Source organism: Gilliamella sp. X-46 (genome assembly GCF_057063525.1).
Window position 1 is genome coordinate 54,907 of the sequence record NZ_JBXSQH010000007.1, and the last position, 12,172, is coordinate 67,078.

Sequence of the window (12,172 nt, forward strand, 5' to 3'; positions counted from 1 at the left end):
CATATTTCATATCATATTATTTTACTTTGCAAATTAATTGTTTATTTTTTGTGATTTTTATCACTATTTTTTTGGATTAATTCCTTTAATATAGTAAAATATAGTCAACATATTTTACTTAAAAAAAAAAGAAACTATTTTAATTATATCAGAAGAGGTGGTATTACATGAGACTTATTCCTTTAGAAAATGCACAAGAAGTCGGCGCTTGGGTAGCACAACGTATTGTTAATAAAATTAATCAATTTAAGCCAACCGCAGACCGTCCATTTTTACTAGGCTTACCAACAGGAAGCTCGCCGTTAGTTATGTATCAACAACTGATTAAGCAGTATAAAGCAGGCCATGTTAGCTTTAAAAATGTCGTGACTTTTAATATGGATGAATATGTAGGCCTTCCTGAAGATCACCCTCAAAGCTATCACACATTTATGTACGAAAATTTCTTTAATCATATTGATATTGATAAAAACAACATCCATATATTAAATGGTAACGCACCTGATATTGATGAAGAATGTCGTCAATATGAAGCGAAGATCAAAGCTTATGGCAAAATCAACATTTTTGTAGGTGGTGTTGGTCAAGATGGACATATTGCATTTAATGAACCAGGATCTTCTCTTTGCTCTCGTACTCGTATCAAAACATTAACTGAAGATACACGCATTGCCAATTCTCGCTTTTTTGATAATGATGTTAATCAAGTACCAAAACATGCGCTAACTATAGGTGTTGCCACTTTAATGGATGCTCAGGAAGTCATTTTATTAGTTTGTGGTCATAACAAAAGCTTAGCGTTACAAGCTGGTGTTGAAGGTAGTGTTAATCATCTTTGGACAGTGTCCGCACTACAAATGCATCCAGCTTCAATCATTGTTTGTGATGAACCAAGTACTGATGATCTTAAAGTGAAAACGCTAAAATATTTTAAACAAATGGAAGCTGATAATCTTAAAGTGACCGTTTTATAAAGGATAAATCAATGTACGCATTAACAAATTGTCGTATTTATACAGGTTATGAAATTCTTGAAAATCAAGCCATTATTATCAACGGCGGCAAAATTGCTAAAATCTGTAAACAAGACGAATTAACCCCAGATATCAAAATTGAAAATTTACAAGGTGCAATAGTCGCACCTGGCTTTATTGATATTCAAGTCAATGGCTGTGGTGGGGTGCAATTTAATGAAACGCTTGATGCTCTAAGTGTTGAAACATTAGAAGCAATGCAAGCAACAAATCTAACTTATGGATGTACGAGTTATTTACCAACTTTAATTACATCAACTGATGAATTTATGATCAAGGCGGTTAAAGTGATGCGTGAATATTTAGCCACGCATACCAATCAAGCACTTGGTTTGCATCTTGAGGGACCCTATATTAGTCCAGAAAAGAAAGGCATCCATGACGAAAATATTATTCGTCAGCCTTCACAAGAGATGATTGATTTTCTTTGCGAAAATGCAGATGTAATAAAAATTATCACGTTAGCCCCTGAAAGAGTCGACAGTCATTTTATCAAACAGCTGGTTAATGCTGGGATTCATGTATCAGTTGGTCATTCCAATGGTCATTATGATGACTGTCGCCGTGGATTTAACGATGGTATTCGTTTAGGAACGCACCTATTTAATGCCATGCCTTATATTTCTGGACGCGAACCGGGTGTAGTTGGTGCAATTTATGATGAACCTGAAGTGTATGTGGGCATTATTGCTGATGGTCAACATGTCAGCTGGGCAAATATTCGCAATAGTCACAAAATTAAACAAGATCATTTAATCTTAATTACCGATGCAATGCTGCTTGCTGGCTCTAATTTAGAATCTGGCATATTTGCAGGTAAAACCATTTATTATAAAAATGGTCGCTGTGTGGACGAAAAAGGCACACTTGGTGGTTCAGCATTAACTATGATTGATGCAGTAAAAAATGCTGTTGAATATGTAGGCATTGCGTTAGATGAAGCGTTAAGAATGGCGACACTTTACCCTGCCAAAGCAATTGGTGTAGATAAACATCTTGGTAGTATTAGTGAAAGTAAAATTGCAAACCTTGTTATCTTTAATCGCGACTTTACAGTAGTTAAAACGGTTGTTAATGGAGAAATGAATCGCTAGAATATCAGATAATTAATGAAAAATATTGAGTAATATATGACATTTAATTATCTGAATTTAGTTGGCAATGCTGAATTAATCAAACAGCTAAATTATGCAATGATTTATCGTTTGATTGTTCAGCAAGCGCCGGTTTCTCGTATTCAATTGGCCGAAATTAGTCAATTAGCGCCTGCAAGTATTACCAAAATAACTCGCCAACTTCTTAAAAAAAAATTAATTAAAGAAGTCGATGCCCAGCAATCAACGGGAGGACGACCTGCAGTTTCAATTGAAGCTAAATTTGGACACTACCAAGCCATTGCTGTGCAATTAAGCCGTTCTCATGTAACTACTGAGCTTTTTGACTTAGGGGCTAAATGTCTCGTGTCAAAAACATATTCACTTACCAATTTTACCGAACGAAAAGTACAAGAATATTTAATTACATTGATTAAAGAATTCATTGAGGAAAATAGAAAAAAAATAAAAAATTTAGTTGCAATATCCGTTGTGCTCCCTGGCTTAATTGATTCTGTCAATGGCATTATTCGTTATACGCCACACATTCAAGTGAAAGAGTGGGCTTTAGCCAAAGTCTTACAAGAACAATTCAATGTATCTATTTTCTTAGGCAATGATATTCAAAGTTTAGCATTAGCCGAAAGTTATTTTGGGTCAACACAACATGTTGATGACTCCATTTTAATCCGTGTACACCGTGGTGTAGGATCTGGCGTTATTGTTAATCAACAACTGCTGACAAATCATAATCAAAGCGCTTGCGAAGTTGGACACATCCAAGTTGATGCATTAGGAGAACGCTGCCATTGTGGTAACTTTGGTTGTTTAGAAAACCGCGTAGTCAATAAAGCCATTGAAAACCGAGCGAAACAGATGATTGAGCAAGGCTATAGGTCAAAATTAACAACAGATCACTGTGATATTAACCATATCTGTCAATATGCTAATCAAGGAGACGAGCTAGCTATAAAACTAGTCAAAGATGCTGGTGAAAACCTTGGCAGGGCAGTTGCAATTATGGTTAATATCTTCAATCCACAACGAATCGTATTAGCAGGTGAAATCACTAAGTCACCAGAAATACTATTAAATGCAGTCAATAGTGCATTAAATGCTCAAAGCTTAAAAGGTTTACGAAAAAATCTGACCATTACTTGTTCATCACTTAATGATAGATCGGCAATTGGAGCCTTTGCACTAGTACAGCAAGCTTTATTTAATGGATCATTATTAATGACATTGTTAGATGATACACAACAGTAATCTATTGTGATAAAAAATAAAGCCCGACCAATCAATCGGACTTTGCTATTTTATTGCTAAATTTATGCTAAAATGCGTAACATTCTTCGTAATGGTTCAGCCGCACCCCATAATAATTGGTCACCCACTGTAAAAGCAGAAAGATAATCTTTACCCATATTCAATTTACGTAAACGCCCAACAGGTGTAGTTAACGTACCTGTAACCGCTGCTGGAGTTAATTCTCGCATTGAAATTTCGCGATCATTAGGAACGACTTTTACCCAATCATTGTGCGCAGCAAGAAGCTTTTCAATTTCTGGCACACCAATATCTTTTTTCAATTTAATCGTAAACGATTGACTATGACAACGCAAAGCTCCAATACGGACACAAAGTCCATCAACAGGAATAATCTGACTTGTTCCCAAAATTTTATTGGTTTCGGCTTGTCCTTTCCACTCTTCTTTACTTTGACCATTATCAAGCGCCTTATCGATCCAAGGAATTAAACTTCCTGCTAACGGTACACCAAAATTATCGGTTGGTAAGCTACCATCACGCATTTTTTGGGTCACTTTTCTCTCAATATCTAAAATAGAAGAATGCGGATTTTGTAACTCTTTGGCAACCTCAGCATTTAGCATCCCCATTTGAGTAAGCAGTTCACGCATATGGCGCGCACCACCACCTGAAGCAGCTTGATAAGTTGAAACCGAAACCCAATCAACAAGGTTTTCAGCAAATAAACCACCAAGAGACATTAACATTAAGCTCACAGTACAGTTACCACCAACAAAAGTTTTAATACCTTTATCTAAAGCAGCATGAATGTTAGCTTTGTTCACAGGATCGAGCACAATGATTGCATCATCTTCCATACGTAATGTTGATGCCGCATCAATCCAATAACCTTTCCAGCCCGTTGCACGTAGTTTTGAATAAATCTCGGAGGTATAATCCCCACCTTGGCAAGTAACAATAATATCTAAAGCTTTTAATGCATCAATATTATCTGCACTTTGTAATGTGCCTGTTTTACTGCCAAAAGTAGGAGCTGCTTGACCTGCTTGAGAGGTAGAAAAGAAAATAGGATTGATATAATCAAAATCATGCTCTTCAACCATACGTTGCATAAGCACAGAGCCCACCATTCCACGCCAACCGACAAAACCAACATTTTTCATAATTTATTTCCAATAAGTAGAGGTTATATAAAGCAATATTTTTATCTATTAAAACAAAATATCACCATAAAACAAGTAAGATAAGAATTATTTTTACATAAAAGTAAATAATAACGTGGTGTTATATATTGAAAGACAAAACAACGACAATAACAAACAAAAAACAAATCATCATCTGTACCAAATACTTTTTCTGAATAATTTTATTTATTATGTTAAAATGTTGATTAATTTTATCTATTTCATTTTTTCAAATGATCAGGTTATTAGCCGACTTATTTATAACAGCTTATATGTCTCTAACACTTTTCTTAGTTGGAATACTTCTTCGTGCGTGTTGGCACAAACAAAGTAAAAAAGTTGTCTATTTTATATGTTTTGCCGGATGTTTTATTCCCTTTTATTTATCATACAAAATAGTACTTCCTTTTTTTAAAGAGACATTAGGTGAGCTCCCGGGATTTTCACTCGTCCTATTATTGGGTTTAGGTTTTGTCAGTATTATTTTATTTTCTATGATTATTGAAAATTATCAAATGTATAATTGTGACGATGAACAAAATACAAAACGATTAAATAATAAAGAACATAATAAAAAACACAGAAGAGCAATAAAAAAACAAGAAAGAAAAAGAATAAAAAAACTTGAAAAGAACTCAAATAAATAACTTAATCATAAAATTCAAATGATTGTTAACTTAGCGCATATGGATATATGACAAAGATGTAAACATTATTAATAGTTAAATTATTTATAGGGCATATTATAGAATTTGGTGACAGAATTAACTGTCACCTGTAAATAGAAAATACACAAAATATAGGATGAAATCAGAAATCCTCATCCTGACTTTTATTATCCATTATTGAAACAATGTTATATCGTTCAATACTTTTTACCGATACATCAATTACTTCTGATAGCAAATCATTCAATTTATTTCCGTCATCAGTTCTTAATGTAAAAGTTGTCAATAACATTGGAATATTAACACCCGCTATGACTTCTAATCGAGGATATTTAGAAACCAAATTAACCAACGTATTAAACGGTGTCCCTCCTTTTAAATCAACAAAACATAAAACATCAGAGCTGTCACGGGTTAACTTTTCTAACTTCTGCTCAATCTGCTGTTGAAAATCATCTAAAGATTGCCCCATTAGAAAAGGCACTGCCTCACATTGAGCTTGTTTCCCACAAATCATTTCTGTTGTTTCAATTAAACTTTTAGCGGTTAACCCATGAGTACTCACCAATACCGAAATCATTCACCCTTCTCCATATTAATAATCTAAACAGCGATAGTAGCGACGAATTGTCATTGGATGACGATTTAAATGCTCAACATATGCATCAATACGATTATTAATAGCACGAAAAACAAATGGAGAAAGGTTTCCACGATATTTGTCTGATATACCTGGCAATTCGTAATCTTTAGTATCAATGATAGTGTAATTACCACAAATCTGAGGAAGAAACTTCGCAACCCTTTCGCTTAACGGGCGCTGAGTATCTTCGCCGACATAAACTGTAACTGCAGTATCTCGATCGATAACTTCTAATGTACCATGGAAAAATTCAGCTGATTCAATGGATTTTGAGCGTAACCAGTGTTGTTCTTCCCAATAACACATTGCATGTGAATAAGTCGCCCCCCATTGATTCCCTGCTCCCACAAAATAATGCATCGCATCATTATGATGTTTTTCAGCAACTTCTTGTCCAAATTTATCAGCTTTTTTTGCCACTGCGACGATATTTTTTGCAAAATTTTGATCCATTTGTTGATAAAAATCGTCATAATCAGGAAACTCATTAGCTAAAAACATTAAACGATCAGCAGCCATAAAGAATTTTAATTGTTCATTCATTGGGTAAGAGATAACATGATCAGCCATTTTACCTAATGGAGAATCAGCTTTATCTAAAAAAGCAAAAACTGTAGCACCGACTTCTTTTTGAATCTTATCGATAGCTTGAACTACCTCTTGGGTTGAGCCCGTAACAGATGAAATAATAACCAATGTATCTTTATTAATTCTCTTATTACCAGTTACTAGATATTCAGCAGCATGTTGAATAAAGGTTTCAATAGCTGATTTTTCTTTCATGTGTACAACTGCTTGCATTGAAGATGCATAAGTACCACCAATACCCAACCAGCAAACATTGCTATAACCACGTTTGTGGATTTGATCAATGAATTGATTGATTTTTGGACGTAGAGCTAATGCGCCATTCATGCTGTCTAGTTCTTTTTGTTCATCAAATTTTCTCATTTTATAATCCTCTTAATTTTAGATTTAGTTATTTGGTCAAATTCTGGGTATGTTGATTTCTCAAGATTATGACCTTTTAACTGTGATACCTGATAACTTAACAAGTGAATGGGCACTGTCATAAATAATGAAGTTAACAATTCATCACATTCAATATTTAGGCAAAAATCTGTTGTTTTTAAGCTACTTGTACTTTGAGCGTAAATAGTTAAAACATTTGGAACATATTGATTCAAAAATTCTTTTAAAGATTCCGCTCTTTGTACTAATCGCCCATGTGGTTCGATAAAAATAATACAGTCATCAGTATGTAGACCTAGGTATGGACCATGCATATACTCTTCCAGCTCTTTACCAAAAGCCGTATTTCGTACTGTTTCTGTAAATTTAGTTTCGCCTTCCCTAGCTACACCATAAGTTGCACCATAACCAATGAGAATGACTCTTTGGGCATGATAAAAAAGATCTTGATATCTATTAACCCAATCTTGTGATTGTTTAATAATTTGTGGAAGCAATTGTGTAATTTTGCGCATTTGTTCAAACAAATCGTCAAACTGTTTCTGGTTTATACGCTCTGTTTTTGTGCCAATTACAAGTGTAATTAACATTAAATCAAGGATAGTCACACTATAACCAACACTGACATAAGGCATTTCTTCAACAGGCATACCCATAGATAACACATGGCTGCTTACCTTATATAATGGACTTTTCGGATTGCTAGTAAGAGTGTAAATAGTTTGATTATTATTAACAAACTGTTCAACCAAATAAATGGTTGAATAACTTTCTCCTCCTTGTGAAATAGCAAAATACAAGGTATTGGGATCATTATAGTACAAATAGTTAGCAGCCATTGATGGATCTTCAATATAGACGGGCACCTTTAATAATTTACTCATTAAAGGCCTTGCACCATAAGCGGCATTAGCACTTGAACCTGTTGCAAATATAACAATTGCGTTAAGTTGTTTAACTTTACTTAAATCAATGGTATTGCCAAATAATGTTTGATAGTTATCTAAAATATTTTGATAATATTCAGGTTCTAATGCGACATAATCTGCGATACTTTTCATTTTTTTCTCCTTACTAGCCTAATAACCCACTCCAAGCTCCCAAAATACCAATAGCAGCAATAAATAAGAGAATCCAATGGGCTTTAATCCCTTTTTTGACTAACACAAAGATAAATAGTGTAAAAAGTAAAGGTAAGATTTGCGGTATAACACCATCAAAAATATCTTGTAAAGATGAAGCATTAATTCCCGAACCTAATTTTAATGGCATATTTAATGTCACCATGGTAGCAACCATAGCCCCAACTACACAAAGTCCCAAAACTGATGCACCATAGGATAATTTATCCATTAATCCAGTCTTTTGAACTTTTTCAATAAACGATGCACCAATGTTATATCCGATTAATAAACCAAAATAACGTGTTAACATTGCAGGAATATTGAAAATTAATAAAAACAAAAGAGGACCTAAAATATTACCTTCAAGTGCTAAAGAAGTACCTATTCCGGTCGCTATGACACGTAGTGTTCCCCAGAAAAATGAATCACCTAAACCACTTAATGGTCCCATTAACGCTATTTTGACGTCATTAATAGAGCTTTTATCAAAATTACTATCTGTCGCATTTTGTTCTTCCATGGCAATAGAAATTCCTAAAGGAAAAGTAATCAACCATGGTGTAATATTGTAGAATTCTAAATGCCGTTGATAAGCATCAGTTAATTCTTCTTTGTTATTGCTGTAGATTTTATCTAAAGCAGGACGCATAGAATAGGAATAACCTAAGTTCATTTGTCGTTCATAATTCCATGACCATTCAGCAGTAAAAGATCGCCAAAACGTCCTTGTTAATTCTTTTTTGGTTATTAATTTAGAATTCTTCATTTTCATAATTGATCTCCTGTACACCTAAAGTGTCGCCAGTATTATTTAACCTTTGATTGCCATCTTCTGTTACGTCTTTTTTTCCATTAAATGCGGAATAACCTGTCAAAATTAGAGCAATACACGCACCGAAGATGGCCACTCCAGTAACAGGCACTTTCATATAAACAGCCAAAGCAAAACCAAGAACAAAGAACGTTGCATTGGTTTTTTTTATCATTATTTTCATTAACATAGCAAAACCAAATGCAGGTAATAAGCCCGTTGCAATACCTAAACCATCTATAATAAATTTAGGAATCATTTCTAATAAGTCATTGATCGCCGAGCTGCCAAATAGATAAGATAATCCTACAACTAAACCAATTGGAAGATTAACAGAAAAGAATCCACCTAATAGATTCATTCGGTCCATACCTTTACCATTACCTTCACATGCGTATTGATCGGCTTTATGAACAAAATAAGGAAGGATAAAAAGAAAGCATAAGTTTTTAACTAATAAAACAAATGAAGCAATAGGAATACCTAGCGTTAAAGCTATTTCCGTACTTTTACCAGCACCTATTGCAAAGGCGGTACCTAAAATACTCCCTGAGATAATTTCTGGGGGAATAGAGGCTCCAATAGAAAACGATCCAACAAAAGCTAATTCTAATGTTGCTCCAATAATAATGCCTTGTGTGATGTCTCCCATGACTAAACCAACCAAGGTACAAGTCACTAATGGTCTTGATAACATTGATGAACCTAAAAGGTATTCACCATTGGCTAACATCGCAACCAAAGCTAATAGAAATGCAGTTAATTCGATACTCATTTTTTGTACCCTCTAAACTATTTTTGAAATTTTTGCTTTGATTCATTCGGAACTTGCTGGATATAGACATCAACACCATCTTGTTGTAATCCTGTTAACAAATCTGCTTCTAGCTCGGTTAGATTGATTGTTTTAGAGTAATTTTTGGTTTCTTCACGAGGTTTAGTTCCACCTAAATTGAGGCTTGTTATTTTACCATGCGTTCTACGTATTAATTTTTCAGCATCAGCGACAGATTCAACAACTATTAACATGTGATACTTATCGGTTATACCTGAGTTAATGGCTTCAATGCTATCATCTATTGACTTCATTACTAATTTCGCATGTTCAGGTTTCGCTAAACGAATAGCAGACTTACGTAACTCATCATTTGCGACCATATCGTTAGCAACTAAAATGGTATTAGCGCCAACATTTTCGAACCATGAAACAACAACCTGACCATGCAATAAGCGGTGATCAACGCGTAATAATTTAATCATTGTTATACCTCCTTGGTAAAATCGACCACATATTGAGTATTGCTAGCAAACCTATACTCAATGGCAATCGGTTCGCTATTAATATCAAAATAGTGATTAGAAATTTTAAATAATGGGTCGTTTATTTTGCATCGTAACTGTTTAGCTAATTCAGCATTGGCCACAATTAATTGCAAATCCTGTTCTAATTTATCTACTTTTCTCTTTCCGGAATTAGTAATTTCAAGTGCAGATAAAACTTTTATTATTGAAATTTGAAAGTCTGGAAAATAATTAAGAGGCAAGAGAAAAATTTCTTTGACGATGCTGTTTTTAGCGACTTCTAAAAAACTAACGTAATAGATAAGCTCAGCAGGTTTTATTTTTAATACTTGGCTATAGTAATTTCCAGCTACCCTTAGATAGGATTCTTTTATGACTTTCTTATAATTTTGATAAATATGAGGTTTAATAATACCTGTCATTTTTAGAATAGTTTGTATAGAAAGTGTTGGTGCAATAAACAAACCAACGCCTTTTTTCCTGACAACCATATTTTTACCGACTAACAGATCAATTGCTTTTCGGATAGTTGTTCTACTTACACCATAATCTTTTTGCAACTGTCCTTCTGGTGGTAATTCTGAACCTACTCCATATTGTCCGGTGGTAATTCTCTCCATTAAATGATCGGCTATTTTTTCAAACAAACTCATTTAGATATTTCCCTATAATCAAAAATATTTTTAGCAGATAAATGATATCTAAATTTATTTCCGGTCAAATATTGAACAGTGTGTTCAAAAGGCTGAAAATTCTCATCGAAACTGTAACTTGATACTTTATAAATGGGTGTACCGACAATCACTTGCAAATATGTTGCTTTATCTCCGGTTGCTACTTCATAGGCAATCTCTTCTCGTCCATGACTTGGAACAAGGTGATAGTGATCTCTCAAAAATTGATAAAGAGAAACTTCATTTAAATCCATTTGATCTAATTTTTTAAATTTTTCGGAAGATAAATAGGTGATTTCATAAGATAGGGGAGTTTCACCTAATAAACGTTGCCTTATAATTCTAGTTAATTGCTCATTCGAACAAAAAAACTTTCTTAGCGCCACAGGCATTTTAATGATTTGATTAGAAATAACTTTTATTGTAATTTGATTATTATCGTCTTTTTTAACTTCTTCACTAAATGAAGACATTTTTAACATATTTATCTCAAAAATCTCACTACATTCCAAATTTTTTTCATTTTGGGATAAATAGCTTTCCATAATTAAGTTATTTAATGCCCTTCTCACTGTTGTTCTACTGACATTAAAGTATTCAGCAAGCCCTCTTTCTGTCGATATTTTCTTAATAACAGATGGATTTGCTTTAATTTGTTCTTCTACATAAATTTTAGAAGCAACATCACGATATTCCAAAGACATTTCCTCCATGTTTTTTGGATCCGCTTATTCAATAGATGTATCTTAATCTACATAATACCTACTAAAAAATAAACAAATAAATACATGTTATTATTTTTTGGTGCCAAAATTGTCGTCTTGATCACAATTTTTCAGCATCAAAGAAATTAAATCATTAAAATAAAAATAAGAAAAAGTCTTGTTAAATCGTAGTTGTAACTGAAATTAATACAAAGGAGCTCTAAGCGATTTTTTAATTATTCACTAAAGTTATTAGAAATGAGTCAATTGTTTGGAAGATAATAAAAACCCACTCAAATAAGTGGGCTTTTATTAAAAATTGGTCGGCGAGAGAGGATTCGAACCTCCGACCCACTGGTCCCAAACCAGTTGCGCTACCAAGCTGCGCTACTCGCCGTTAGATATTTTTGCATTCTATAAATGGGGTGGCTAATGGGATTCGAACCCACGACAACTGGAATCACAATCCAGGGCTCTACCAACTGAGCTATAGCCACCATAGAAGCAGGACGAAATATTACGCATAAAATATAATATTGTCCAGCATAATTTAAAAAAAATACATCAATTGGTTATATAAAAAGCGTTAGGGGTATAAAATTTGATAACCTTAAATGTTTCTAACATGATTAGATCTTCATAAATATTAGTTTCATAATACTTGTTGTTTCATTTTTTATCTCCATATTATAT

13 protein-coding genes and 2 tRNA genes are annotated in these 12,172 nt (G+C 33.7%); 4 read left to right on the forward strand and 11 right to left on the reverse strand.

Annotated elements, in window-relative coordinates; all coding sequences use genetic code 11:
• Window positions 1-167 precede the first annotated feature (167 nt).
• Genes nagB through ACYIAJ_RS06750 form a run of 3 tightly spaced genes read left to right on the forward strand, consistent with a single transcriptional unit; the run spans window position 168 to window position 3,394 of the window.
• Window positions 168-974, forward strand: coding sequence for a glucosamine-6-phosphate deaminase (nagB, locus tag ACYIAJ_RS06740; RefSeq protein WP_483560387.1), 807 nt, complete (start codon window positions 168-170; stop codon window positions 972-974).
• 11 nt (window positions 975-985) lie between these two features.
• Window positions 986-2,128 (forward strand): N-acetylglucosamine-6-phosphate deacetylase, encoded by a 1,143-nt coding sequence (gene nagA, locus ACYIAJ_RS06745; protein ID WP_483560388.1) that lies wholly within the window; start codon window positions 986-988, stop codon window positions 2,126-2,128.
• 36 nt (window positions 2,129-2,164) lie between these two features.
• Window positions 2,165-3,394 carry an ROK family protein gene (locus ACYIAJ_RS06750; protein ID WP_483560389.1) on the forward strand — a complete coding sequence of 410 codons (1,230 nt, stop codon included), beginning with the start codon at window positions 2,165-2,167 and terminating at the stop codon, window positions 3,392-3,394.
• Between the two features lie 62 nt (window positions 3,395-3,456).
• Here ACYIAJ_RS06750 and asd read toward each other — a convergent pair whose 3' ends face one another.
• The gene (gene asd, locus ACYIAJ_RS06755) at window positions 3,457-4,560 is read right to left on the reverse strand and encodes an aspartate-semialdehyde dehydrogenase (protein ID WP_483560390.1); all 1,104 of its coding nucleotides are present in this window, start codon (window positions 4,558-4,560) and stop codon (window positions 3,457-3,459) included.
• Window positions 4,561-4,853: 293 nt separating this feature from the next.
• Between asd and ACYIAJ_RS06760 the strand changes: the two genes are divergently transcribed.
• On the forward strand, window positions 4,854-5,228 hold the full coding sequence (locus ACYIAJ_RS06760) for a hypothetical protein (RefSeq protein WP_483560391.1): 375 nt from the start codon (window positions 4,854-4,856) through the stop codon (window positions 5,226-5,228).
• Window positions 5,229-5,391: 163 nt separating this feature from the next.
• Here the strand turns inward: ACYIAJ_RS06760 and ACYIAJ_RS06765 are convergent, their stop codons facing one another.
• The 10 genes from ACYIAJ_RS06765 to ACYIAJ_RS06810 form a co-directional block, all read right to left on the reverse strand.
• Window positions 5,392-5,829, reverse strand: a complete 438-nt coding sequence (locus ACYIAJ_RS06765) for a PTS sugar transporter subunit IIA (protein ID WP_483560392.1) — start codon at window positions 5,827-5,829, stop codon at window positions 5,392-5,394.
• Between the two features lie 15 nt (window positions 5,830-5,844).
• A complete protein-coding gene (locus tag ACYIAJ_RS06770) occupies window positions 5,845-6,843 on the reverse strand; it encodes an SIS domain-containing protein (RefSeq protein ID WP_483560393.1) in 999 nt (332 codons plus the stop codon).
• On the reverse strand, window positions 6,840-7,925 hold the full coding sequence (locus ACYIAJ_RS06775; protein WP_483560394.1) for an SIS domain-containing protein: 1,086 nt from the start codon (window positions 7,923-7,925) through the stop codon (window positions 6,840-6,842). The genes ACYIAJ_RS06770 and ACYIAJ_RS06775 overlap by 4 nt, the downstream gene beginning before the upstream one ends.
• Window positions 7,926-7,938: 13 nt before the next feature.
• Window positions 7,939-8,760, reverse strand: coding sequence for a PTS system mannose/fructose/sorbose family transporter subunit IID (locus tag ACYIAJ_RS06780; RefSeq protein WP_483560395.1), 822 nt, complete (start codon window positions 8,758-8,760; stop codon window positions 7,939-7,941).
• Window positions 8,741-9,574 carry a PTS mannose/fructose/sorbose/N-acetylgalactosamine transporter subunit IIC gene (locus ACYIAJ_RS06785; RefSeq protein ID WP_483560396.1) on the reverse strand — a complete coding sequence of 278 codons (834 nt, stop codon included), beginning with the start codon at window positions 9,572-9,574 and terminating at the stop codon, window positions 8,741-8,743. Before ACYIAJ_RS06785 ends, ACYIAJ_RS06780 begins: the two co-directional genes overlap by 20 nt.
• Window positions 9,575-9,591: 17 nt before the next feature.
• Window positions 9,592-10,059 (reverse strand): PTS sugar transporter subunit IIB, encoded by a 468-nt coding sequence (locus ACYIAJ_RS06790; RefSeq protein ID WP_483560397.1) that lies wholly within the window; start codon window positions 10,057-10,059, stop codon window positions 9,592-9,594.
• Between the two features lie 2 nt (window positions 10,060-10,061).
• Window positions 10,062-10,754 carry a GntR family transcriptional regulator gene (locus ACYIAJ_RS06795; RefSeq protein ID WP_483560398.1) on the reverse strand — a complete coding sequence of 231 codons (693 nt, stop codon included), beginning with the start codon at window positions 10,752-10,754 and terminating at the stop codon, window positions 10,062-10,064.
• The gene (locus tag ACYIAJ_RS06800; RefSeq protein WP_483560399.1) at window positions 10,751-11,473 is read right to left on the reverse strand and encodes a GntR family transcriptional regulator; all 723 of its coding nucleotides are present in this window, start codon (window positions 11,471-11,473) and stop codon (window positions 10,751-10,753) included. The genes ACYIAJ_RS06795 and ACYIAJ_RS06800 overlap by 4 nt, the downstream gene beginning before the upstream one ends.
• Window positions 11,474-11,799: 326 nt before the next feature.
• A tRNA-Pro gene (locus tag ACYIAJ_RS06805) sits at window positions 11,800-11,876 on the reverse strand.
• A gap of 24 nt (window positions 11,877-11,900) precedes the next feature.
• Window positions 11,901-11,976 (reverse strand) — tRNA-His (locus ACYIAJ_RS06810).
• Window positions 11,977-12,172: the final 196 nt, after the last annotated feature.